Raw genomic sequence first — 25,038 nt, 5'->3', positions numbered from 1 at the left:
TTTCAAGAAAAAACACCTAGGTATTTTTTCATATTTTTCCCAAATGAATTATTTTTTAAGTGCAGCAAGTCTTAGGTTAAGTTCAGCTAATTGCTTGTCACTTACAGTACTCGGTGCGTCAACGAGCAGGTCGCTTGCGCTTGCTGTTTTCGGGAACGCGATGGTGTCGCGAAGGTTCGTGCGGCCTGCGAGCAGCATGACCATGCGGTCCAATCCAAGGGCGATTCCGCCGTGTGGAGGCGTTCCGTATTCGAATGCATCCATTAGGAAGCCGAATTGTGCGTTTGCTTCTTCTTCGGAGAATCCAAGTACTTTGAACATTTTTTCCTGAACGTGACGTTCGAATATCCGCAGTGATCCACCGCCAAGTTCGTAGCCGTTCAGTACAAGGTCATATGCTTGGGCACGGACGCTTGCTGGGTCTGATTCCAATTTGTCCATGTCTTCACGGAATGGCATTGTGAATGGATGGTGTGCTGCATAGTAGCGTCCTTCTTCTTCGTCATATTCAAATAATGGCCAGTCGGTCACCCATAGGAAGTTGAATTTGCTTTGATCGATCAAGCCTCTTTCTTTACCAAGCTTGATGCGTAGTGCTCCAAGTGAATCAGCGACTATGCCTTTCTTATCCGCCACGAATAAGATTAAATCGCCCACCTCGGCTTCCAATACAGATACTAATTGCTCTTGATCTTCAGCGAAGAATTTGGCGATCGGCCCTTTTACGCCGTCTTCTTCAACTTTAAGCCATGCAAGGCCTTTTGCACCGTAAATCGCTGCAAATTCAGCCAATCCATCAATGTCTTTACGGGAATAATCCGCATTTCCGTCTTTAACGACGATCGCCTTTACTTGTCCGCCGCTTGCAACAGCGCCGGTGAACACTTTGAAATCACTGTCTTTGACGATTTCGGAAACATCTTTAAGTTCCATTCCGAAGCGTGTATCCGGTTTGTCGGATCCGTAACGGCTCATCGCTTCATTGTAGGTCATTCTAGGGAATGGCAGTGTTACGTCCAATCCTTTTACGTCTTTCATCACTTTAGCCATCATGTTTTCTGCGGTCTTGATGATATCTTCTTGGCTCATGAAGCTTGTTTCGATATCGATTTGCGTGAATTCAGGCTGTCTGTCAGCACGTAAATCTTCATCACGGAAACAGCGGGCAATTTGATAATAACGTTCGAAACCTGATACCATCAATAGCTGCTTGAAGATTTGCGGTGACTGCGGAAGTGCATAGAATTCCCCTTCGTGCACACGGCTAGGCACTAAATAGTCACGTGCTCCTTCAGGTGTACTTTTTGTTAAGATAGGTGTTTCGATATCAAGGAAGCCTTCACCATCCAAGTAATCACGGATCGCTTTTGTTGTTTGGTTACGCATTTTCAGCGTTTCGAACATCGCTGGACGGCGCAGGTCCAAATAACGATATTTCAAGCGGATGTCTTCTGATACATCCGTTCTTTCATCAATGATGAATGGTGGGGTCTTTGCTTCGTTTAAAATTGTAACGTTTTCGGCTTGAACTTCGACTGTCCCTGTTGTTACGTTCGGATTGAAGTTGGCTTCATCACGTTTGATGACTGTCCCTTGGATATCAAGGACGTATTCATTACGGATTTTTTCGGCTGTAGCCAGCGCGTCTGCCGAAATGTCCGGATTGAATACGACTTGGACGACTCCGCTTCTGTCACGTAGGTCGATAAAGATGACACCGCCCAAATCCCGGCGTTTTTGTACCCATCCTTTTAATGTTACTTTTTCACCAATAGCTGCTTCTGTCACTTCACCATTGAAGTATGTTCTGCCAAACATGGTATTTCCCCCTTAAGCCTGTAGCTTTTTAAATTGTTCTACGAATGTAGCAAGATCCATCTGGACTTGTTCACCGGTTTCCATGAACTTCACATTGATTTTATTATTTGCCAATTCATCATCCCCGAGTGTCGCCACATATCTTGCTTCAAGGCGGTCGGCTGATTTGAATTGTGCTTTCACTTTACGGTCTTGATAGTCTTTTTCGACGGTAAAACCGGCATTCCGCAATTGATGGGCAAGTTTGACGGTATAATCCTTGGCTGTTTCACCTAATGAAACAAGATAGCAGTCAATTCCCTTTTTGATCGGAAGCTCGATGTTTTCTGCTTGGAGGGCTGCAATCAGGCGTTCAATGCTAAGTGCAAAGCCGATTCCTGGTGTTTCCGGTCCGCCAAGTTCTTCAGACAGCCCGTTATAACGGCCGCCTCCGCAAAGTGTAGTGATGGCGCCAAAGCCTTCTGCATCACTCATGATTTCAAAGGCGGTATGATTATAGTAATCCAAGCCGCGCACTAGAGTCGGATCTTCTACGAAATCGATTTCCAAATCGGTTAAATGCTGTTTCACCTTTTCGAAATAAATACGGGATTCATCATTTAAATATTCAATGATGGATGGAGCCGTGTTCATCAATTCGTGACCGTGATCCTTTTTGCAATCCAGGATACGCAAAGGATTCTTTTCCAGACGGTTTTGACAATCGCCGCAAAACTCGCCGATGCGGGGTTCGAAATGTTTGATTAACGCATTGCGATGCGCTGTCCGGCTTTCCTTATCACCAAGGCTGTTGATCACAAGTTTCAGCTTTTTCAAACCAAGTTCCTTGTACAGGTTCATCGCAAGTGACAGAACCTCTGCATCGATTCCTGGATCCTTACTTCCTAAAGCTTCGATGCCGAATTGAACGAACTGGCGGAATCGGCCTGCTTGCGGACGTTCGTAGCGGAACATCGGCCCGATATAATAAAGCTTGACCGGTTGATTGGCCCACCCGAACATTTTGTTCTCGATATATGACCGTACAACAGATGCAGTGCCTTCCGGACGAAGGGTTAAGTTCCTTTCACCGCGATCTTGAAATGAATACATCTCTTTTTGTACGATATCGGTTGTATCCCCTACACCACGTAAAAATAATTCCGTGTGCTCAAAAATTGGAGTGCGGATTTCTTTATATTGATAACGGTGACAAATCTCACGCGCCGTGTTTTCGATATACTGCCAAATTTCCGTTTGGCCAGGCAATAAATCCTGAGTACCTCTAGGAATCTGAATAGACATGTGTGTTTCCTCCTTTAAAGCAAGGCGCCCTTTCTGATACGGCGCGCTATACTGATTTTTTCCAAACAAAAAACTCCCGCCCCTTGTAACTTATATGTTACAAGGGACGAGAGTTTGGATATCCCGTGGTGCCACCCTAGTTGAAGCACAAAAAAAGTGCCCCCGCTCAAAAACAGTTAACGCCTGTTTTACGTTCATCTCCTATTAAGTAAATCCGTTCGGAGTGAAGCCTACGGAGGGTTCTTTCATTAAGTCATCATGTGGAATGCTTTCAGCCTCGGCATTTCCTCTCTTTTCATGTGTTTCTTAATTACTCTTCTCCATCATTGGTTATTGCAGTAATAAGTCTGATATTTTATAATCATACGGACGTTAACATCAAATGTCAAGGCAGACTGAGGATTTTGTCGCATTTTATTGGTTCAAACGTTTTTTCAGATTTTTGATTGTCCGGACATTGACTCCGAATTCAGATGCCAATTCAACAAGGTTTGCGCTTTGTTCCTTTTGGATGAAATCGTGAAAATCGACACCCAATACTTGATTGCCTCCGCTTAAGCTCGTTTGATCTTTTTCGCTGAATTTCATGTGGTTTCCCTCCTAGAGTTATATAAGCTCTATTCTTTCCTAAAAAAAATGTTTTTTGCACAAGGAAAGAGGGAAATTTTCATTGAACGAGAATACATACATATAGACATTAAAAGGGAGAGACAACTTATGAAGAAGAAATCAGGTTTATTTGGCCTGACACTGATGCTGATATTCTCAGCGATTTTCCCCGTCAATCACGCTTTTGGAAAAGATGAAGGGGAAAATATCGTGACGACCCAAGTGGTCAATGTCCGTGAAGGTGCAGGCCTCAGTTTCCCTATCGTGAAAAAACTGGAAAAAGGGGACTCGTATCCCATTCTGAATGAGGATGGCGACTGGATCGAAATCCGGATTGGCGCCGGCAAAACGGGATGGGTTGCCAATTGGTTAGTGGAGAAACAAACGGGGTCTGAAACCAATCAGGTCAAAAAGGAATCCGGACAAGGCGTGATATCAGGCAGCTCGGTCCGCGTCCGTACAGGTCCAGGCACTACATTTCAAACGGTTGGGTCCTTGAGTAAAGGTACAGCTGTTGACATCATTGAAAAAAATGAAAATTGGATAAAGATCAAAACGGCGGATATCGAAGGTTGGGTCTCTTCTGACTACCTTAATCTCCCCGCCGCATCAGGAAATGCAGCGAAGAAAGATTCAACTAAGGAAAAAGAAACGAATCAATCCGTAAAAACCGGAGTAACTTTGGTGGACCGGCTCAATGTCCGTTCGGAACCATCGACAAGCAGTGCCTCGCTAGGAAAGCTGAATAAAAATACGTCAGTGACCGTTTACAGGGTTGAAAATGAATGGGCTGAAATAGATTTCCAAGGAGTCCGCGGTTGGGTAGCTGAACCTTACATACAAGTAAGCGAAGGTAAAGAAGACATGAAAAGTGAAACGGCAGGCGCCACTGCAAGGGTGACCGCTGCAGGTTTAAATGTCAGGAAAGAAGCCTCTCTCTCCAGCAAGGTCATCGGTTCGGTGAACAAGGATGAGACTTACGCCGTGCTGCAAACAAAGGGAAATATGACACAGATCAAGCTCTCCGGTTCAAAAAAGGGCTGGGTCGTGAGTTGGTACCTGGAAAAAGAGAATGTTGAACAAACGGCTAAGGAAAAAAAGGTTGATGTAAAAGGAAACGAGATTACCATCATTCATGATGGTACGATTCTTAGAAGCGAGCCTGATGGCAACTCGAAGATTGTCGAGCAGGCCAATGCAGGTGAAACGTTCTCCGCATCAGGTATGGAAGGCGACTGGTACTCCATTAAACTGAAGAGCGGAAAAACGGCTTATGTGGCCGGATGGATCGTGACGATCGAAGGGAATTCGGAGCAGATCCAACGACCTGGCGTTGAAAAGTACTTAAAGGATAAAACCATTGTGATCGATCCCGGCCATGGTGGCAGGGATAGCGGTACGATAGGCGTCGGTGGAACACTCGAGAAAAACCTGACGATTCGTACGGCAGAGCTGCTGCGGGACAAACTTCAGGCGGCAGGAGCTAAAGTGATCCTGACCAGAAGCGGAAATACCTATGTTCCACTCCCTTCCCGGGTCAGCACTTCTCATATACATAACGCGGATGCTTTCATCAGCCTCCATTATGATAGCACCAAGGACCAGATCACCAGCGGGATAACCACATACTACTATCATGACTACCAGCATGCATTGGCGGCTACTCTGGCCAATTCACTCGGTTCAACCATGCAGGTGCCCAATCGCGGATCACGTTACGGTAATTTTCATGTTACCCGCGAAAATAAACGGGTAGCTACACTTATTGAACTAGGTTATTTAAGCAATCCAGTGGAAGAATTGACGTTAACATCGAATGAGTATCAAGAAAAAATCACATCTGCCATCTATAATGGATTGGCGCGGTATTTTAAATAAGAATTAGAAAAGCCAGCTTCGAATCGAAGCTGGCTTTTCTACAAAAATAACCTGCCGCAGCAGGTTATTTTTTGCTTTCAAGTATTAGTGTAACGGGACCGTCATTAGTAAGCTGAACATCCATCATGGCACCAAATTGACCGGTTTCAGTATGGACGCCTTTCTTGCGGAGTTCCTCGTTAAATGCTTCATATATTTCATTCGCCTCTTCAGGACGGGCGGCGTCCATGAAGTTCGGTCGACGGCCTTTGCGGCTATCGCCGTATAAGGTGAATTGTGAAACTGATAAAATCGAACCTCCCACATCCAAGAGTGAATGGTTCATCTTTTCATTTTCATCTTCAAATATTCTGAGATTTACAATCTTATCGGCCAAATAGGCGGCGTCATCGATGGTATCCCCATGGGTGACACCAACCAACAGGACAAGCCCGCTGTCGATTTGCCCGATGACTTGGTCTGCGACAACGACTTTTGCCGCTTTGGAACGTTGTAAAACAACACGCATGGCAATAAAAACTCCTTAGTTCATTATCCTTCTAACGGAATAAACATCTGAAATTTGTTTGATACGGTCGACGACCTTTTGTAAATGGGCAATGTTATGGATATAGATCGACATGTGAATGGTCGCCACCTTATTCCTGTCCGATTTACCCGAGACCGCCGAAATGTTGGTCTTGGTTTCATTGACGGCCTGCAGCACTTCGTTTAATAAGCCGCGACGGTCATAGCCGCTGATTTCAATTTCAACGATGTATTCCTTGCGTTCATTAATGGTACTTTCCCATTCAACAGGTACAAGGCGATGGTCGGAATCCCCGCTATCCAGGTTCGGGCAGTCCTGTCTGTGAACTGAAACTCCACGGCCTTTGGTTATATAACCAACGATTTCGTCCCCTGGCACTGGGTTGCAACAGCGCGATAAACGGATAAGCAGGTTATCAATCCCCGGTACCTGTACACCTGAGTCACGTTTTTTCGATGTATTGGAGAAGGTTTTCAGGTCGGCTACAGCTTCAGAAATATCCGCTTCTTGCTCGACCATTTTCTGCTTACGCCATTTTTCGGTAAGGCGGTTAGCTACCTGAAGGGCAGTGATTCCGTTATATCCGACTGCTGCATACATATCTTCTTCATTCAGGAAGTTAAATTTATCTGCAACACGCCTGATATTCTCGGCCGTCAGGATTTCCTTCAGGTCGAACTCCATATCCTTGATTTCCTTTTCAACAAGCTCTTTGCCTTTTTCGATATTTTCTTCCCGGCGCTGCTTCTTGAAAAATTGGCGGATCTTGTTTTTCGCCTGAGATGTTTGCGTTAGTTTAAGCCAATCCTGACTTGGACCATAAGAATGCTTAGAAGTTAAGATTTCTATGATGTCGCCAGTTTTCAGTTTATAATCCAGCGGCACCATTTTCCCATTCACTTTGGCACCAATCGTTTTGTTTCCTATTTCCGAGTGAATCCGGTAAGCGAAATCTATCGGGTTGGATCCTGATGGCAGTTCGATGACATCGCCTTTTGGTGTAAAAATGAATACCATATCAGAAAAAAGATCTATTTTAAGGGATTCCATGAATTCCTCTGCATTAGTCGCATCATCCTGGAATTCAAGAATTTCCCGGAACCATGTCAATTTTTCTTCCAGTGATGGCTGTTCACCGACATCTTTTCCTTCTTTATAAGCCCAGTGCGCGGCAACCCCGAACTCGGCAATGCGATGCATATCGGAAGTACGGATCTGCACTTCCAGCGGGTCGCCTTTCGGTCCGATCACCGTCGTATGGAGCGATTGATACATATTCGGCTTCGGCATCGCAATATAATCTTTGAATCGGCCTGGCATCGGCTTCCAGCATGTATGGATGATCCCTAAAACGGCATAGCAATCCTTTATGCTATTGACGACGATACGAACGGCAAGCAAATCATAAATTTCGCTGAACTGCTTATTCTGCAAAGCCATTTTACGATAAATGCTGTATATATGTTTCGGTCTCCCGGAAAGGTCAGCCTTAATATTGACTTCCTCAACGTTTTTACGCACTTCATCAATGACTTCTTCCAGATACTGTTCACGTTCTGCACGCTTTTTCTTCATCAGGTTGACGATTCGGTAATACTGCTGAGGATTCAAATACCTTAGTGCAGTATCTTCAAGTTCCCATTTAATTGTACTGATACCAAGACGATGAGCAAGCGGTGCGAAAATTTCCAACGTCTCGTTCGATATCCTTCTCTGCTTTTCCTGCGGCAGATGCTTCAATGTCCGCATATTATGAAGTCTGTCCGCAAGCTTGATCAGGATGACCCGTATATCCTGGGCCATCGCCACGAACATTTTCCGATGGTTTTCCGCCTGTTGCTCCTGCTGTGATTTATACTTGATTTTCCCTAACTTTGTCACGCCATCCACAAGCATGGCGACTTCAGGACTGAAATTTTCTTCAATATCCTTCAGAGTGATCTCCGTGTCTTCAACAACATCATGTAAAAAACCTGCCGCAATGGTTGCAGGGTCCATTTCAAGTTCAGCAAGAATGCCCGCCACTTGAATCGGATGAATAATATATGGCTCTCCCGATTTACGAAATTGTTCTCGGTGAGCATATTCTGCATACTTAAACGCTCTATGAATAAATTCAGCTTCTTCCGGCTGAAGATATAAGCTGGCCCGTTCTACAACCTGCTCGGCAGTCAATATTTGATCATTAGCCATTTAATCACCTTTACCCCACTTTAACTGCCACCGGATATGATCCGGATTGAGTATGATTGGTAGCACTTCCCTTTATTCTGCAAAACGTGACAATTTTTGCGAAAAAAAATAAATCCGCTTAAACGGATAAAAGTGCAAATAAACTTATTAGCAGAAAAACTCTTTATTATTACTATTATCGAAAAAAAAGGCAAGGATGTAAAGAGATAAACGTGTATTTTATAAAGAATACTGCTTTTTTTCACTGGAAATTCGACAAAATCCAGAAAAAACGGGTAAAAACAGAAAGAGCACCCTGGTCAGAGTGCTCTTCTTTATTAAAAGCTCATTAATGTCAAGACATCATAGCCGTCTAATTTATCTTTACCATCCAAGTCAGTCAATTCAATGAGGAATGCAATCCCGGCTACAATTCCGCCAAGCTGTTCAACCAATTTGATCGTCGCTTCGATTGTTCCCCCGGTAGCAAGTAAATCGTCCGTAATCAATACACGCTGTCCCGGTTTAATGGCATCTTTATGGATTGTCAATACATCCTTGCCATATTCTAATCCATATTCGACTTTTATCGTTTCACGTGGAAGTTTTCCTTCTTTTCTCACTGGAGCAAAGCCCACTTCCAATGAGTATGCGACTGGACATCCGATAATGAATCCGCGCGCTTCCGGCCCGACCACCAAGTCGATATTCTTATCGCGAGCGTACTCGACGATTTGGTCTGTTGCGTATTTATAAGCTGCACCGTTATCCATTAATGTTGTAATATCTTTGAAGACAATACCCGGTTTTGGCCAGTCTTGCACAATTGTTACATATTGCTTTAAATCCATTGCTTTGTTTCCTCCTCAAGGTCTGTTGCCTCATGAACTAAATAATGATTGAACCAATCGAATAATTGCTGATAGGAAGAATAAACAAGCTCTTGTTCAAGCTCAAATTGCTCTTTCTTTCTTGTATACGATTCAGATTCACTGAGATCGCGTTTTTTCGCATTGGTTGTGAGCATAATTAACCCATTCTCTATTGTAACAAAATCAAGCTCAAAAAACACCTTAGAAATGAAATCCACAGTATCTCTTGACCAGCCGCGATATTTGGCTAGGTCATCACCATATCTTTTCACATCGAGCGGTCCCTTTTTGGCAAGGAAGGCATAAAACCATTTGAAATGATCCCTTGTTGGCATCGTACTTAGGAAATGGTCCTGTTCATGGGAAAAGTGAGCGTAGATACGCGAAGGGTGCTTATCGGCAACCACCCGTTTCAAATATTCCCTTGACGGCGGCATGTCCATGAATGCCAAATGACCTTCGAAGCAGTCGAGCTGCTCTGCATCCAGTTCATTCTTGATAATAACGAGATCCGGATGATTTTGTAAAAATGGATATCTGCTATAAATATCTTCCGAAAATATGACGATCTTCCGATTTTGTGCAGGAATGTCGGCAAGCCACTTCTCTGCCTGTCCCTTGCCGCGGTAATCGAATAACTGCCAATGGTTCACCGAGACATCCTGGACAAAGATCTGGGGCTTTTTCATATTATTCCACTCATTGATGGAAAGCTCACCAATAACCGAGACCTCAGCGTGTGGAGCTATTTCATCGACAAAATGACCAAGACCGAAGCCCACACCGTCAAGTTTGTGATTTTCACCATCTTCCAGCTGGACCTTCAAGTGATTTTGGTTGGCACCTATTTTGCGGACACTTGAAAGCTGTACGGAATCTATCAATATCTTCGGCTTGGGATTCGTTACCCCAAATGGCGCCAGCAAGCTCATTTCCTGAATCGTTTGAATGGAAACGTCAGCTAAAGTCGTAGCCCCGTCCAAGTTTGTAATCGGTGTGAAGTCCTCTTCGTTCAGTTGTTCCTTCGCAATCAAATTCATGCGGTCCCTGAGCTCCTGGACATCTTCAATTTTCAATGTCATTCCAGCAGCCATCGGGTGCCCACCGAAATGAGGCAGCAGTTCACGGCAGGCGGAAAGACTTTGAAAAAGATCGAAACCGGCAATGCTCCGAGCAGAACCTTTCGCGTATCCCTTTTCCCGGTCATAGCTCAATACAATCGTGGGCCGGTAAAAGCGTTCAACAAGTTTAGAGGCAACGATCCCCACGACTCCTGCGTTCCAGCCTTCCCTTCCGATGATGAGCACGCCATTGGACTCCGGCGGGAAGTTTTCCTCGACCTCAGCAATCGCTTCCGCCGCCATTGCAGCAACCATTTCCTGCCGCTCTTTATTGATATCATTAATTTCATTCGCAAGTTCCACCGCTTCTTCCAGGCTTTGTGACATCAATAAATCGACAGCGGGATCGGCATCTCCAAGGCGCCCGACAGCATTGATCCTCGGTGCCATCGCAAAGCCGATTGATTCTTCATTCAATGCTTCCTGCTGAACATTCGCCACTTTCATTAACGCAACAAGTCCCGGGCGGCGAGTCAAACGTAACTGCTCGATGCCTTTCGCAGCAATGAGGCGGTTTTCCCCTTGCAATGGCACTAAATCCGCTATCGTGCCGATTGCCGCTATTTCAAGCAGATCCTCAGGCAATTCCCCAAGCAGGGCGTGCGCAAGCTTAAATGCGACCCCTACTCCGGCAAGGTCTTTAAATGGATAGGAACTGTTCTCAAGTTTAGGATGGATGATTGCCAATGCCTCAGGCAGTTCCGGCCCCGGTTCGTGGTGGTCGGTCAATATATAATCCATGCCAAGCTCGCCGGCAAGTTTCGCTTCATCGATTGCAGAAATTCCGGTATCGACGGTTATTAATACCTTCACCCCTTGCTCAGCTGCAAGGCGGAACGCCATCGGATTCGGACCATACCCCTCTGTAAACCGATTCGGGATATAAAAATCAACATTGGCCCCCAATTTCATCAGCGCCGTCATCATCACTGTGGTCGATGTCACGCCATCCGCATCATAATCACCGAATATACGTATTTTTTCCCCATTTTGAATGGCTTCTCTTATTCTATATACTGCTTTATCCATATCCTTCAATAAAAATGGATCATGAAAAGTTTGATTTTTTACAAATAAAAACGATCGGGCACTTTCAATTGTATCCAGGCCTCGATTCACAAGCAGGGCTGCAACCAAAGGTGTGATATGAAGCTCTTCAGCTAGTACAGCAACTTTGTTTTCATCGGCAGATTGCAAGTTCCACCGTGTTTTTGGCTTTAACATTTATTCACCCCTCAACCTACTCATTATACAAAACGAATATACCAGTTTCAATTTTATTTTAAACTCATAAATGGCTGTAATTCCCTATCAAATAAACTTAGTTTAACAAAAAGAAGGCTGGCATCATGCCAGCCCCCTCTCACCTATTAAACTTGTCCTTCAAGACTTTGTTTCTTTTCTTTTGCGGTATTCAGCGGACCCTTCTTCTTCAATTCCTTGATTTTTAAATCAAGCCAGAATTGGGAAGCGATCAATAGCGATGAATAAACGCCGCATATCAAACCGATGAACAAGGCAATGGAGAAGTTTCGGATAGCTTCACTACCGAAGATCATCAATGCGATGACCGTAATGAGAACGGTCAGAACCGTGTTAATGGATCTCGTCAAAGTTTGCCTGATACTGATGTTAACAATGTTCTCAAGCTCTTCGGCGGTTTTGATTTTACGGCTGAAGCGTAGGTTTTCACGAATACGGTCAAAGGTTACGATCGTATCATTGATCGAATAACCGACGATCGTCAGAACCGCAGCAATGAAGGTGATATCCACTTCGAGCCGGAGTAAGCTAAAAATCGTGATGATGAAGAATGCATCATGTATAAGCGCGACAACGGCAGGAACAGCCATTCGCCATTCAAATCGTATCGATACATACAATATGATTCCGATTGATGCAATCGCTAACGCAAACATGGCATTTTTCGCAAGCTCTTTCCCTACAGTCGGTGATACGGTGCTGACATTCGGTTCTGCTCCGTAATCCTTCTTGAAATGGTCCTTCAATTCAGCAATCTCTTGTTTATCAAGGACACCGACTGTCCGAACGACAGCATTCTTATTGTCTTGTCCAGCGAGCCTGACATCCTTGATATCTTCTTCGTCGATACCGACCTTTTCCATTTCGGTTTTGACTTGCTGTGTCGTCAAGACGTCTTTGGAAGCAATCTCGATTCGAGTGCCGCTCGTGAAATCAATCCCGAGATTCAATCTAAAGACGAGCAGGAATATGATCCCGATGATGGTGACACCAATTGAAATGCCATAAAAAACTTTCCTATGTTTGACGAAATCGATTTTATCAAAGCGTGTTGGCAATGACATTAAATCCATCTTCTCGGATAAATTGTGAATGTGCTTCTTCTTCACGCCAAACCATCCTGTACGTTTGTCGAGGAACCCGCTATTCACCCACAGGCTCATGAAGAGGCGTGTACCATAAACGGCTGTAATGAAACTCATTAAAATCGAAATGATCAAAGTGGTGGCAAACCCTTTAACCGAGCTTGTTCCATAATAGAACAGTACGGCCGCAGCCAGCAGGGTCGTTAAATTCGCATCCGTGATTGTAGCAAGTGAATTCTTAGTACCTTCTTTATAAGCCGCCTTAACGGATCTACCAAGTTTCAATTCATCCCTGATTCGCTCATAGGTTATGATATTGGCATCGACAGCCATCCCGACCCCGAGTACCAATGCCGCAATACCAGGCAGCGTAAGGACCGCATTCATCCAATCAAACACTAATAGAGTCAAGAAAATGTATATGCTTAAAGTAACGACTGCAATGAATCCCGGGAAGCGGTAATACACAAGCATGAAGATAAAAACAAGTGCAATTCCGATGATTCCTGCAAAAATAGTATCATTCAGTGCACCTGCACCAAATTGGGCACCTACAGAAGTGGAGTACTTTTCTGTTAAATCCACAGGAAGGGCACCTGCATTCAGAAGGGCTGCAAGCTCTTTCGCTTCTTCAACCGTGAATTGACCGGTAATATACACCTTCTTCGTATTAAAAACTTCACTGACAGCTGGAGCTGAAATCATATTGTCCTGTGAAGAGGTATCTTTGATGGAATCTTTTCCTTCCTCAAAATCCAGCCAGATTGCAAGTACATTAGTCGGACTTTCCATCGTGGATATTTTTTGAGTGATGTCCTTAAATTTATCCACATCTTTCAATGTGACTTCAACAACCGGTTGATTATCTTGGAACGTTTGTTTCGCCCCGCCTTCTTTCAGGTCGGCCCCGGTCATCATTTCCTTATCGTTGTAATCACGGAAGGATAATTTAGCTTGTGTCGAAAGGATTTCCCGAGCGTTGTTCTGGTCTTTGACCCCAGCCAATTGAACGCGGATCCGATCTTTCCCTTCGATTTGAATGTTAGGCTCGCTAACACCCAAAACATTGACACGCCGCTCAAGCGAGCTTACTGTAGCCCGTAAAACATCCGGGGTGATTTTCTCCCCAGACAGCGGTTTTACTTCATATAACACTTCAAAACCGCCTTGAAGATCAAGACCCAGCTTGATATCCTTTAGGATTCCTTTTGAAGTCGTCCCCATCGCTGCGAAAATCAAAAGTGCGATTAGAAAAAACGCAACGATCCTGCTTCTTTTTACCATTATGTAGTAGGCCCCTTTCTATAATACGCCTGTTCCTGAAGTTAAAAAAACTGTCATTTTTTGTTCATATGATAACTGCATTCCCTTTTCATTCTTGAGAAAAAAGACACAGCTTTCCATGCTTTTCCAAAAAAAGCATGACCATATCTATTATGAGTCAAATACAAACAGCTGTCAATTTAAGTATATCTTTGCGTCATTCTTTCAAAAGTTCCTTCAGTTCATCTTCAGAAAGCGGCTCAAATAGGTTTGGTGATTTATAAGCTTCGACCATTTGGAAGGTCATGAACTGGTTGCTCGAAAATGTCACGATATCTGCGACAAGTTCATGTATGTGAATGTTTTCCTGAGGACGCTTCCATTTATTTTTGGTTAAGGTTCCCCATATGTCTTCCTCCGTTACGGCATTCAATCCGACCATTTGGAATTCCTCACGCTTGCTCTTTAAAAATGGACGCACCTTTAGATAATACCTTTGATAGGGATGATTCTTTTTTGCCATCACTTTGCCTCCAGTAAAAATGATTCTCAAATGAATGCGCATTTTCTTAGAAGGGTTTCTTATCATTTGTTAGAACGCAAACAAACACTTTTGTCATGCTTTGTCCAAGTACAAGCATATAGATAATTGTATAGCATAACCGCTTTTTTGAGAAGGCAGGGAGGGAGTTCAATGTCCAAATTTTTAAAAGGGACGCTGATTTTATTAATCGCAAGCCTGATTACACGGGTTCTTGGTTTCATTAACCGCATTGTCATCGCCCGCTTCATCGGCGAAGAAGGCGTTGGTTTATATATGATGGCTTTACCGACCCTCTTTCTCGTCGTGAACATAACCCAGTTAGGCCTGCCAATCGCCATTTCGAAATACGTGGCTGAGGCCAATGCCAGAGGTGATGAACGGAAAATCAAGAAAATCCTTGTCGTCTCTTTGGCTTGCACCTTTACTCTATCGATGATTTTCACTCCTGCGATGCTGCTTTTCGCACCGGCTCTCTCAGAATACCTATTCACTGATAAACGGACTGTATGGCCGCTCATGGCGATTGCCCCTATAGTACCGATCATCGCCATATCTTCCGTACTGCGCGGTTATTTCCAAGGCAAGCAAAATATGAAGCCATTCGCTTTCTCACAAGTTATCGAACAGGTGGCCCGAATCACTTTCATAGCTGTCCTGACAAAGGCCTTTTTGCCATATGGAATCGAATATGCTGCAGCCGGGGCGATGTTCGCATCGATTATCGGTGAGCTTGTATCTCTCATCTACTTATTGACCAGCTTTAAATTAAAGAAACATTTTAAGTTCAGAAAGGGTTTCTTCAAGAATGTCAAATCCGGAAAAGGAACGTTCACCGAATTGATGGGAATTGCCCTTCCTTCCACCGGAAGCAGGATGATTGGATCGGTTTCATGGTTTTTCGAACCGATAGTGGTCGCCCAGAGTTTGGCACTCGCCGGAGTCACCGCGGCCGCAGCCACAAGTCAATACGGGGAGCTGACAGGGTACGCCCTGCCTTTACTCATGCTTCCTTCCTTCGTTACGTCATCATTGGCGACGGCACTTGTCCCGGCAGTGAGCGAAGCCCGTACGACAGGGAACTTTTCACTCGTTGAACACAGGCTTCAGCAGGCACTGAAAATCACCTTTATCACAGGCTGTTTAGCTATCGTCATTCTGTTCATCTTTGCCGAACCGATTTTACAAGTCATGTATGGCTCTTCGCATGCTGCCGTTTTCATTAAATTCCTGGCACCCTTTTTCATCCTTTATTACTTTCAATATCCGCTGCAATCCATGCTGCAAGCACTGGATCTTGCAAAGGCAGCAATGTTCAACAGCCTGGCAGGTAACATCCTTAAAATCGGTGTGATCTGGCTGCTGGCGTCAAAGGAAAGTTTCGGGATCATGGGCGCCGCAATCGGGATAGCCGTCGGTACGATGCTCGTTACCTTCCTGCATTTTTCAACTGTACTGAAGGTCGTCCCTTTCACGCTTCATTTCCGCAGCTATATGTCAGCATTGGTCCTTGCCTTAATTTCCGGGTGGGGAGGTTATTATCTTTATCAATTCCCGCTCTCCTCACAGCCTCTTGGCATACGGCTTTTGCTTTCCGTGACGGTCGTTATCCTGCTGTTCACATTTTTCCTGCTCATGACCGGCAGCATAAAAAAGGCGGATCTGATCAGGATTCCTGTAGTGGGCGGCTTTTTATCAAAATTCGCTTGGAAATAAAATGAACCGAAGCATTAAAAGGCTTCGGTCATTTCTTCGTTTCATTTTTATCGATATAAAATTGGCCATCTATGTACCCACAAATCGAAATCTCTTTAATCTTCGTTTCTCCCAGCTTTTTCAACTGGTGCCGGAGCCAAAAATGATTTTTGCCAATTCTATCGAGATTCCTCTCCTGTATCTCCCCGTCGATTATAAGGGGATAAGGTGTTTCCTTGGTTTTAGACCTTTTATCTTTGGTATTCTTGATGATCGAAAGCTTCCCGGTAGATTCGAGGATTGCGAATTGCACCTCATTTAAATCACTAATTCCCTGTTCTCGCAGCTGGGTCAATAAATCATCGAAAGTATATCGTTGCTTACGCATCGCTTTTTCATCTATTTTCCCTTGATTGATGATGATCTGGGGCGTACCGTCCACGATGTTTCGAAATCTAATGCTTTTCAATGAAATGAAAGCCAATATTATTTGGATGAAAGCAAGAACGAACATCGGAATGATTTGCCTGAAAAATGGTCTATCCAAATCTTCAAAGGAAAGGACGGCAATGTCCCCGATCATGATGGATACCACTAAATCAAGAATGCTCAATTCCCCAACTTCCCGCTTACCCATCATTCGAAAAAGGATTAAGATGACTAGATAGATCACTGTTGTTCTAAAAATAATAGCCAGGATATCCACTTCAATACCACATCCTTCATCCATAGCATGGCTTGGGAACTGAAAAATTACTCCATATTCTTTTCTAATTTTGCGGGAAGCTTCCTAAACCTGGTCTAAAGGTTCGATATTGGGAATATGCTTGTACAAACACATAAACAGGCTATACGTATCAGCCTTTCAAAAAGGAGGAATACCCATCGAAACTAAAAAAATGAGTGTCGCCGTAATTTATGGCGTAGGCTCCATCTTTGCCATAGCGATGATTGCTAGTTTAATCGTTTCCATCCTTCTTCGTTTTACTTCACTGACGGAATCATCCCTGACATACGTGATCATGATCGTGTCCTTTTTATCGCTGTTCATTGGTGGATTCATTTCAGGAGGCAAAGGGAAAAAGCAAGGACTATTCTTGGGCGGGAGCACTGGGCTGCTTTATCTGTTGGTCGTGTTCCTTTTTCAATATTTAGGTCACGATGCACTTTTCACCATCAAGCAATGGATATACTATGGCTGTTTCGTGATTACGGCCATGATGGGCGGCGTGCTTGGGGTCAACATGAGTTCCGACTCCCGCACCGATTAAAAAAACAGCAAAAAAAACCGGGCACATGGCCCGGTTTTCGTTTGTCTTATACGGATACTTCCTTATTCGGTGCGCTTTCCGTAATTTCACGGATTGCTGCACGGTCAAACGTCAGTTTTGTGCCGTCTGGTGATTTAATGACGATTTTCAGGTCATCGATTGCATCGATTGTTCCGTGCATACCGCCGATAGTAGCAACTTTATCACCTTTTTTCAGACTGCTTTGCATGCTTTGCGTAGCCTTTTGGCGTTTTTGCTGCGGGCGGATCAATAAGAAATAGAACAATACGAACATTAAAATCAACGGAAGTATTTGTGTTAAAGAACCCATTCTGTATATTCACTCCTTTCGCTCATTAAAATATTTATGGAATTAGAAGTTTCTCGCATTTGGTTCATTGAAACCATACTGCTCAAAAAACTCTTCCCTAAAGTCTCCAAGACGATCTTCTCGAATAGCTTGTCTGACCTGTTCCATCAAGTTTAACAGAAAATGAAGATTATGGTAAGTCGTAAGACGAATCCCAAAGGTTTCTTCACACTTAATCAAATGGCGGATATATGCCCGGCTATAATTCTTGCAAACATGGCAATCGCAATTTTCATCGATTGGACCGAAATCGCGTGCATACTTCGCATTTTTCACAACCAGCCGCCCATTGCTCGTCATGAGCGTACCATTACGCGCAATTCGCGTCGGCAGTACACAGTCAAACATATCGATACCGCGGAGTGCACCATCGATCAATGAGTCCGGCGAACCGACTCCCATCAGGTAACGAGGTTTGTTACTTGGCAGCAGCGGACTTGTAAACTCAAGGACGCGGTTCATGATATCCTTCGGTTCCCCAACGGATAACCCTCCAATAGCATAACCCGGGAAGTCAAGGGAGACAAGGTCTTTTGCACTTTGTTTGCGAAGGTTTTCAAACTCCCCGCCTTGAACGATACCAAACAGCCCTTGGTCATTAGGACGCTCATGTGCATTCAAACAGCGTTCCGCCCAGCGCGATGTCCGTTCAACCGACTTCTTCATATACTCTTCAGTCGCCGGAAATGGCGGACATTCATCGAATGCCATCATAATATCTGAGCCAAGCGCATTTTGTATTTCCATCGCTTTTTCCGGGGATAAGAATAATTTATCGCCATTCAGATGGTTCCTGAAATGCACGCCCTCTTCTTCAATTTTGCGAAACTCGCTCAAACTGAAGACTTGAAAGCCGCCTGAATCGGTCAAAATCGCCCGATCCCAGTTCATGAACTTATGCAATCCGCCAGCTTCCTTGATGATTTCATGCCCCGGACGCAGCCATAAGTGGTAAGTATTGCTCAGGATGATGCCAGCCCCCATTTGTTTCAAATCTTCCGGGGACATCGTTTTGACAGTAGCCATCGTTCCAACCGGCATAAATGCCGGCGTTTCGAAAGAACCATGCGGCGTATGGACCCGGCCTAGCCGTGCCCCTGTCTGTTTACATGTTTTGATTAACTCATATCGTATTGCAGTCAACGCAATAACTCCCTTCAAGAGCTTCTCACTCTTATATTACTTAATTAACATTGCATCTCCAAAACTAAAGAACCTGTATTTTTCTTCCACAGCCGTTTCATAGGCATGAAGGACATGCTCCCTGCCAGCAAGTGCAGAAATCAGCATGATTAAAGTCGATTTGGGCAAATGGAAGTTCGTTATCATCGCATCGATTCCTTTGAACTCATAACCAGGATAAATGAAGATGCTCGTCCAGCCATTTTCTTCCTTGAAAACCCCATCATTGCGGGACGCAATCGTTTCCAATGTCCTTGTGGACGTAGTGCCGACCGTAATGATTTTCCCGCCTTTTCCTTTCACATCATTCAGTAATCTGGCAGTGCCTTCCGTCATTTGATAAAATTCGGAATGCATTTCGTGGCTATCAATATCGTCGACACTTACTGGACGGAATGTACCAAGCCCGACATGCAGCGTGATGAATGCGATGTGGACACCCATCTCTTTAAGTTTCCCGAGCAACTCCTCCGTAAAATGCAGGCCAGCGGTAGGTGCGGCTGCAGATCCCCGTTCACGCGCATAAACCGTTTGATAGCGGTCCTGGTCGTCTAGTTGTTCCTTGATGTATGGAGGTAACGGCATTTCGCCAAGCTTCTCCAGTATTTCATAAAATATGCCTTCATATTTAAATTCAAGGATTCGGCCGCCATGCTCAAGTACACCTGTACAAACGGCACTCAGCTTACCATCGCCAAAAACGATTGTCGAGCCTTCTTTTATCCGTTTGGCCGGCTTCACAAGCGTTTCCCATACATCATCATGCTCTTGCTTAAGCAGCAAGACTTCTATTTTTGCACCCGTTCCTTCTTTACTGCCGTAAAGCCGGGCCGGAAGCACCTTCGTATCATTCAACACCAGGCAATCTCCCGGTTTGATATATTCCGTGATATGGCTGAATACATCATGCTGAAGCTTGCCGGTTTCTTTGTCCAGCACCATCAATCTACTTGCTTCCCTATCCTCCAAAGGAACTTGGGCAATCAGTTCCTCCGGTAAATGAAAATCAAACATATCCAATTTCATCTGTTCCACTTCCTTACGTGTCTATCAAGCTGTAATCATTATTTAAAACGGCCGATCAAATAAAAAATCGCGGACAATACAACACTGACGATGATTGATGTAACGATGGGAAAGTAAAACGTCGTATTCCCCTTTTTCAGAAAAATATCTCCCGGCAGCCTGCCGAGACTGATATATTTCATCGCAAAACCAATCACGAATATAATCACACCCAGAATCATAACCATCTTTGGTATATTCATCATTCAGGCATCTCCATTCCGAAATGCTCATAAACAAGCTGTGTTGCCATCCGGCCTCTTGGGGTACGCTGAAGAAAACCGACTTGTAACAGATATGGTTCATACACATCTTCGATCGTATGTGCCTCTTCGCCAATCGTTGCAGCAATCGTTTCCAGACCCACGGGCCCGCCACGGAATTTTTCAATAATCCCTTTAAGTAATTTATGGTCAATATGATCGAGTCCTAAACGGTCGACCTGCATTAATTCAAGCGCATAATCGGCAAGCTCGGCCGTTATCGTACCATCACCGCGTACCTGGGCGAAATCCCTGACCCTCCGTAAAAGCCGATTGGCTATTCTTGGTGTGCCCCTTGATCTTCTTGCAAGCTCTGCCGCTGCTTGATCATCCATTTCCGTATCCATGATTCTTGCAGTACGGATGATGATATCAGTCAAATGGTTTTCCGTATAATATTCAAGACGGCTCAAAACGCCAAAACGGTCCCTGAGCGGTGCAGACAGTGAGCCTGCACGTGTCGTGGCCCCTACGAGGGTAAACGGCGGCAAGTCGATCCTGATCGAACGGGCTTCCGGCCCCTTACCGACTACAATATCCAGACAGAAGTCCTCCATAGCCGGGTATAGCACTTCTTCAACGACACGGGGAAGACGGTGAATCTCATCAATGAACAATACATCACCCGGTTCAAGTGCACTCAAAATGGCCGCCAGATCTCCCGGCCGCTCAATGGCGGGACCGGAAGTCGTGCGGATATTCACACCCATTTCATTGGCGATGATGACGGCAAGCGTCGTCTTTCCAAGGCCAGGCGGTCCATATAAAAGTACATGATCGAGCGTTTCTTCACGCATCCTTGCCGCTTCGATATATACACTTAAATTCGCTTTCACTTTATCCTGTCCGATATATTGCTTTAAGTTTTGCGGCCGCAGGCTTTGTTCAAAGGACAGTTCGTTCAAATCGGCTTCCTGATTGAATATTCTCTCCTCCATTGCGCCACTCCTTATCTTAACATCATTTGCAATGCTTTCTTAATATATTGCTCGGTCGTCATATCTTCAGCCTGCAATTTCTTGGCAACCTTTTGGACTTCCTTTTCAGAATAGCCAAGAGCCTTCAATGCAAGAACGGCTTCATCCAATTCCTCTGTATAACCATTTGGACTTAGTGCAGCCGTGACGCCTTCGTTAAACAAGCTTGGAAACGCATCCGGAATTATATTCTCAAGTTTCCCTTTTAAATCGAGGATCATTTGCCTTGCCGTTTTCTTTCCGACTCCCGGGAATTTCACCAAAAACGATTCATCTTCATTTTCGATTGCCTGCACCACCTGATCAACCTGGCCTGATGCCAATATGGCTAGAGCACCCTTCGGCCCGATTCCGGTTACATTCAATAATTTTGTGAATAACGCCTTTTCTTGACGAGTCTGGAATCCATATAATGCTGCCATATCCTCACGAACATAATGATACAGGTAAACTTGAATTTCTTTCTGGTATTGAGCGGAAAAAATAAAAGGATTCGGCGTCATCACTTGATATCCGATCCCCCCATTTTCCACAACTATGTATTCAGGCCCAATATAATCGACCTTGCCTTTTATATAATCATACAAATTAATTCTCTCCCTGATTTTGCTGTACCTCTCATTTTATCATAAAAAGGGGGTGTTGTTCATTAAAAGTTATTTCATAGTCTGCAAAGTCCTTTCACATTACTTCCGGTGTCATTATCATCCATAAAACAATGTTAATTGGAATGGGTATGCGAGACTCCTGCCGGAAATACGCGTCCAAGCGAGACCCCACAGGCAGAAAGGCTCCGAGGACGGACCGCCCGCAGAAAGCGAGTGCCTGCAGTGGAAATCAACAGTTAAATTGTAAATATAAAAAAACTGTAGACAAACTCCATTATTATCGAGTTTATCTACAGTCTGAAGGATCGGATATCATCCCACCCTAGTTTACCGAATATGGCTCATATTCTTTAATAAGCTGTTTATATTGGTCTTTATTCATGATCGGAATCCCTTTTTGCAGTTCCTCCTGCTTGTATGCTTCTAGTTTACCAACGTCTATTTGGTAGAAAGTATGAATGATCTTGGCATGCTCAGGCCTTCCGATAAAAATGGATAACGTACCATCTTCCCTCATACCAAGGTAACCGTTCGCTTTTAAGAGCGGAGATATGTCATTTTCAATTTTCTTCATGACAATCTGCTCTTCATTTTGATCGACTACTTTCCATCCTTCATATTTTGACCAAAAGTCCTCCATCGACCAAATGGTTTCTGTCAATTTCTCTTCACTTAACTCGCCATCCAGATACATACGCTGAAGAATGACCTTCCTCTCAATTGGATCATTTTCCTTTTGAACGGTTTCTTCGGCAAAAACGGTTAAGCAAAATGGCAATATGAAAAGCGTCATGAAAAATTGGATTCTGAGTTGATTAATCAATATACTCACCTCTTAAGGCGTTTACTTTTTATGTAGTTTGACCCAAATAAGGATTATTAACCAGAAAAAAATCAAAAAGAGCTGACTCCATATCGGGTCAGCTCACTAATTATTTCAAGTGATTTTCGTGAATGTTAAGGTTATCGAACATGTCATTGGCATCCAAAATGATCATTTCCCTCGTGTCGCCATCCCGAAGATTGTTATCAAGTGTCATCGTCCTGAAATAGACACCTTCATCGGTGGTGACATATAGGGTACGGCCATTGGTAAGCGGTCCGATTTCCTTCTTGATTCTTTCTTTAACATCTTTTGCTTGGTTATAGTCATCAAGCAGCAAGGCTACCAGCATTTCGTCTTTCATGATGATCGTCCTGGTATCGATGACCGGCTCCACTTTATTGGCGACACCATTGACTTTGTCGGCTAAAGCGCCTTCATAGGAATTATAATAAGATGATCGCGCCTTAAGCGGTTTACTCTCATGTCCATGGTAGTTACGGTCACTTTTACTGTACGCATCATCTTTATTGTATAAACCTTGCACCATATTCTCATAATTGATGTTGCGTACCAATGCATCTTTTTCATGGTATCCTGTATCATTCGTGATATTTTCATTTTCCGCTGTATCATTATTAGCACATCCAACCAAACTGACGGCGGCCAATACCGTACAAAGCGGCTGTGCCCATTTTATTTTCTGCACCAATAACCCTCCCATTGCAATTGAATGAGCTAAATTCCGCTCATAATTAGCATGGGTGTCGAACGGGAAATGTACTCTGTAAGATACGGCCAAAAAACCGTTTTAATTCCTATTAAGGGAAGAAATCCTTTTTGCCAATTTTTCATTCATCGCCATCCGCTCCGAAAAACCTTCCACGGACATTTTCCAGACCGAATGAAGCTGGGAAGAACTTTTATTAAGGCGATTCCATTCACGGAAAATATCGGTAGGATAAGTTAAAGCATATAAAAAGGCCGGGTCTGACTGATACCTTTGCAATTGGGGCACTTCCCACAGATCGGTGGCCGCATCTTCCAAATGATGCGATATTCGATTTGCATACTGTAAATAATCAATGCACCTCGGGGCATTTGCCATTAAGTCAAAATCGATTAAAGTCAAAGTGCCGTCCGCTCTGCGCAAGAAATTATGGTGGGCACAATCACCATGAATGATTACTTTCTTTTCCTTATTCCATAAAGACTGATTTTTATCAAACCCCTCTAGCGCCCACTCACCCCATCTAATCCATTCCTTGATAATATCTTCAGAAACATATTGGCGAACATAAGAAAAGTTCTTTTTAAAAAGTGATAAACGTTCTTTCCACTTTTTTGATTGATTGAATACAGGCGCGTTAATGGAGAGATGCTCCGACACATCATGAAAGCTTTCCAGTAACTTAATTCCCTCTAAACGGTCTTTATGATTGGAATATTTGAATTTTTTCTTGCTCGGCGGAAAATAGTCCATACTCCCATACCATTTCCCTTTAAATTCAAAGGGCATTAAATTCTGATGAATATAATACGTTTGATGAAAACCCTTTTGTTTTAACAATGAAGTCAATTCTCTTTGCCGATCCCACTTTTCAAAGCTGTCGAATCCTTTAAGGATCATTGGATGACCCTTTTCAAAAGTTATTAAATAGACACTGCTTTGAATATGTTGGACATTCCTTGGCTTACGATTTAAATAAGAGAGGAGACGAGTGTTAAAAACACTGTCTCCTTGATAATTAGTAGTCATCGCTTTCATCTACATATGTCGGTATCCCAAATGTTTCAGGCGCACGAACGCCCCCGAATTGGCCTGGCTGGCCACCCATTTGTCCAGGTAACATAGCTTCAGGTTGCCCCCCTAGCTGACCGCGCATCATGTCCGGCTGACCACCAAATTGTCTAGGCATCATTCCCGGCTGGCCTCCGTTTTGATCGCCCATCATCCACGGCTGACTTCCATTTTGACGGCCCATCCACGGCGGACCTCCGGTTTGACCGCCCATCATCATACCTGGCTGGCCTCCATTTTGGCCGCCCATCATCATGCCTGGCTGACTTCCGTTTTGGCCGCCCATCATCATACCTGGCTGACCTCCGTTTTGGCCGCCCATCATCATACCTGGCTGACCTCCATTTTGACCGCCCATCATCCACGGCTGACCTCCATTTTGACCGCCCATCATCATCACGGGCTGGCCTCCGTTTTGGCCGCCCATCATCATGCCCGGCTGGCCTCCGTTTTGACCGCCCATCATCATACCTGGCTGGCCTCCATTTTGACCGCCCATCATGCCTGGCTGGCCTCCATTTTGACCGCCCATCATCATACCTGGCTGG

At 44.2% G+C, this 25,038-nt stretch carries 22 protein-coding genes, 1 pseudogene and 1 other annotated feature; of the genes and pseudogenes, 3 read left to right on the top strand and 20 right to left on the bottom strand.

Annotation, left to right across the window (positions count from 1 at the left end; genetic code table 11):
* Positions 1-48 precede the first annotated feature (48 nt).
* From aspS to ACSR9O_RS07780, 3 genes are all read right to left on the bottom strand, one after another.
* Positions 49-1,818: an aspartate--tRNA ligase gene (gene aspS, locus ACSR9O_RS07790; RefSeq protein WP_260358223.1), complete on the bottom strand. Its 1,770-nt coding sequence runs from the start codon at positions 1,816-1,818 to the stop codon at positions 49-51.
* A 12-nt stretch (positions 1,819-1,830) separates the two neighbouring features.
* On the bottom strand, positions 1,831-3,102 hold the full coding sequence (gene hisS, locus ACSR9O_RS07785) for a histidine--tRNA ligase (protein WP_101222759.1): 1,272 nt from the start codon (positions 3,100-3,102) through the stop codon (positions 1,831-1,833).
* Positions 3,103-3,201: 99 nt separating this feature from the next.
* Positions 3,202-3,438: a binding site (T-box leader), on the bottom strand.
* A gap of 78 nt (positions 3,439-3,516) precedes the next feature.
* The gene (locus ACSR9O_RS07780; RefSeq protein WP_034308777.1) at positions 3,517-3,690 is read right to left on the bottom strand and encodes a hypothetical protein; all 174 of its coding nucleotides are present in this window, start codon (positions 3,688-3,690) and stop codon (positions 3,517-3,519) included.
* Positions 3,691-3,819: 129 nt separating this feature from the next.
* Here ACSR9O_RS07780 and ACSR9O_RS07775 point away from each other — a divergent pair, with 129 nt between their 5' ends.
* Positions 3,820-5,589 (top strand): N-acetylmuramoyl-L-alanine amidase family protein, encoded by a 1,770-nt coding sequence (locus tag ACSR9O_RS07775; protein ID WP_230176811.1) that lies wholly within the window; start codon positions 3,820-3,822, stop codon positions 5,587-5,589.
* A 64-nt stretch (positions 5,590-5,653) separates the two neighbouring features.
* On the opposite strand, the gene dtd is transcribed toward ACSR9O_RS07775, so the two are convergent.
* The 6 genes from dtd to ACSR9O_RS07745 all read right to left on the bottom strand — a co-directional run bounded on the left by dtd (position 5,654) and on the right by ACSR9O_RS07745 (position 14,417).
* Entirely contained in the window at positions 5,654-6,097 is a 444-nt protein-coding gene (dtd, locus tag ACSR9O_RS07770) for a D-aminoacyl-tRNA deacylase (RefSeq protein ID WP_137020406.1), read from the bottom strand.
* A gap of 15 nt (positions 6,098-6,112) precedes the next feature.
* Positions 6,113-8,311 (bottom strand): RelA/SpoT family protein, encoded by a 2,199-nt coding sequence (locus ACSR9O_RS07765; RefSeq protein WP_101222762.1) that lies wholly within the window; start codon positions 8,309-8,311, stop codon positions 6,113-6,115.
* 317 nt (positions 8,312-8,628) lie between these two features.
* Positions 8,629-9,141: an adenine phosphoribosyltransferase gene (locus ACSR9O_RS07760; RefSeq protein ID WP_034308789.1), complete on the bottom strand. Its 513-nt coding sequence runs from the start codon at positions 9,139-9,141 to the stop codon at positions 8,629-8,631.
* Positions 9,132-11,507 (bottom strand): single-stranded-DNA-specific exonuclease RecJ, encoded by a 2,376-nt coding sequence (gene recJ, locus ACSR9O_RS07755; protein ID WP_101222763.1) that lies wholly within the window; start codon positions 11,505-11,507, stop codon positions 9,132-9,134. Before recJ ends, ACSR9O_RS07760 begins: the two co-directional genes overlap by 10 nt.
* Before the next feature lie 146 nt (positions 11,508-11,653).
* A complete protein-coding gene (gene secDF / locus ACSR9O_RS07750; RefSeq protein ID WP_230176810.1) occupies positions 11,654-13,915 on the bottom strand; it encodes a protein translocase subunit SecDF in 2,262 nt (753 codons plus the stop codon).
* 196 nt (positions 13,916-14,111) lie between these two features.
* A complete protein-coding gene (locus ACSR9O_RS07745) occupies positions 14,112-14,417 on the bottom strand; it encodes a post-transcriptional regulator (protein WP_157831013.1) in 306 nt (101 codons plus the stop codon).
* A 171-nt stretch (positions 14,418-14,588) separates the two neighbouring features.
* Between ACSR9O_RS07745 and spoVB the strand changes: the two genes are divergently transcribed.
* The gene (gene spoVB / locus ACSR9O_RS07740) at positions 14,589-16,151 is read left to right on the top strand and encodes a stage V sporulation protein B (RefSeq protein WP_101222766.1); all 1,563 of its coding nucleotides are present in this window, start codon (positions 14,589-14,591) and stop codon (positions 16,149-16,151) included.
* A 28-nt stretch (positions 16,152-16,179) separates the two neighbouring features.
* On the opposite strand, the gene ACSR9O_RS07735 is transcribed toward spoVB, so the two are convergent.
* Positions 16,180-16,860, bottom strand: a complete 681-nt coding sequence (locus ACSR9O_RS07735; protein WP_101222767.1) for a DUF421 domain-containing protein — start codon at positions 16,858-16,860, stop codon at positions 16,180-16,182.
* Between the two features lie 169 nt (positions 16,861-17,029).
* Here ACSR9O_RS07735 and ACSR9O_RS07730 point away from each other — a divergent pair, with 169 nt between their 5' ends.
* Positions 17,030-17,401, top strand: coding sequence for a TIGR04086 family membrane protein (locus ACSR9O_RS07730; RefSeq protein WP_174524159.1), 372 nt, complete (start codon positions 17,030-17,032; stop codon positions 17,399-17,401).
* Positions 17,402-17,447: 46 nt separating this feature from the next.
* Here ACSR9O_RS07730 and yajC read toward each other — a convergent pair whose 3' ends face one another.
* The 10 genes and pseudogenes from yajC to ACSR9O_RS07680 form a co-directional block, all read right to left on the bottom strand.
* Positions 17,448-17,732 carry a preprotein translocase subunit YajC gene (yajC, locus tag ACSR9O_RS07725; protein WP_076365002.1) on the bottom strand — a complete coding sequence of 95 codons (285 nt, stop codon included), beginning with the start codon at positions 17,730-17,732 and terminating at the stop codon, positions 17,448-17,450.
* Positions 17,733-17,774: 42 nt separating this feature from the next.
* A complete protein-coding gene (tgt, locus tag ACSR9O_RS07720; RefSeq protein WP_101222768.1) occupies positions 17,775-18,914 on the bottom strand; it encodes a tRNA guanosine(34) transglycosylase Tgt in 1,140 nt (379 codons plus the stop codon).
* 36 nt (positions 18,915-18,950) lie between these two features.
* Positions 18,951-19,979, bottom strand: coding sequence for a tRNA preQ1(34) S-adenosylmethionine ribosyltransferase-isomerase QueA (gene queA, locus ACSR9O_RS07715; RefSeq protein WP_230176808.1), 1,029 nt, complete (start codon positions 19,977-19,979; stop codon positions 18,951-18,953).
* Between the two features lie 38 nt (positions 19,980-20,017).
* Positions 20,018-20,224 (bottom strand): DUF2905 domain-containing protein, encoded by a 207-nt coding sequence (locus ACSR9O_RS07710; RefSeq protein WP_137020415.1) that lies wholly within the window; start codon positions 20,222-20,224, stop codon positions 20,018-20,020.
* Positions 20,221-21,219: a Holliday junction branch migration DNA helicase RuvB gene (gene ruvB / locus ACSR9O_RS07705; protein WP_034308811.1), complete on the bottom strand. Its 999-nt coding sequence runs from the start codon at positions 21,217-21,219 to the stop codon at positions 20,221-20,223. The genes ACSR9O_RS07710 and ruvB overlap by 4 nt, the downstream gene beginning before the upstream one ends.
* 11 nt (positions 21,220-21,230) lie before the next feature.
* Entirely contained in the window at positions 21,231-21,845 is a 615-nt protein-coding gene (ruvA, locus tag ACSR9O_RS07700) for a Holliday junction branch migration protein RuvA (RefSeq protein WP_101222771.1), read from the bottom strand.
* Between the two features lie 343 nt (positions 21,846-22,188).
* Positions 22,189-22,689 (bottom strand): intercompartmental signaling factor BofC, encoded by a 501-nt coding sequence (locus ACSR9O_RS07695; protein ID WP_230176806.1) that lies wholly within the window; start codon positions 22,687-22,689, stop codon positions 22,189-22,191.
* A gap of 109 nt (positions 22,690-22,798) precedes the next feature.
* Positions 22,799-23,398 (bottom strand): YhcN/YlaJ family sporulation lipoprotein, encoded by a 600-nt coding sequence (locus tag ACSR9O_RS07690; RefSeq protein ID WP_491724229.1) that lies wholly within the window; start codon positions 23,396-23,398, stop codon positions 22,799-22,801.
* Between the two features lie 102 nt (positions 23,399-23,500).
* Positions 23,501-24,457 (bottom strand): phosphotransferase, encoded by a 957-nt coding sequence (locus tag ACSR9O_RS07685; RefSeq protein ID WP_491724228.1) that lies wholly within the window; start codon positions 24,455-24,457, stop codon positions 23,501-23,503.
* Positions 24,438-25,038 (bottom strand): annotated as a pseudogene (locus tag ACSR9O_RS07680) (hypothetical protein); the annotation flags it as partial. The gene ACSR9O_RS07685 and the pseudogene ACSR9O_RS07680, both read right to left, overlap by 20 nt.

This window comes from Peribacillus sp. B65 (assembly GCF_058513295.1).
This window is presented reverse-complemented; position numbering and strand designations above follow the sequence as displayed.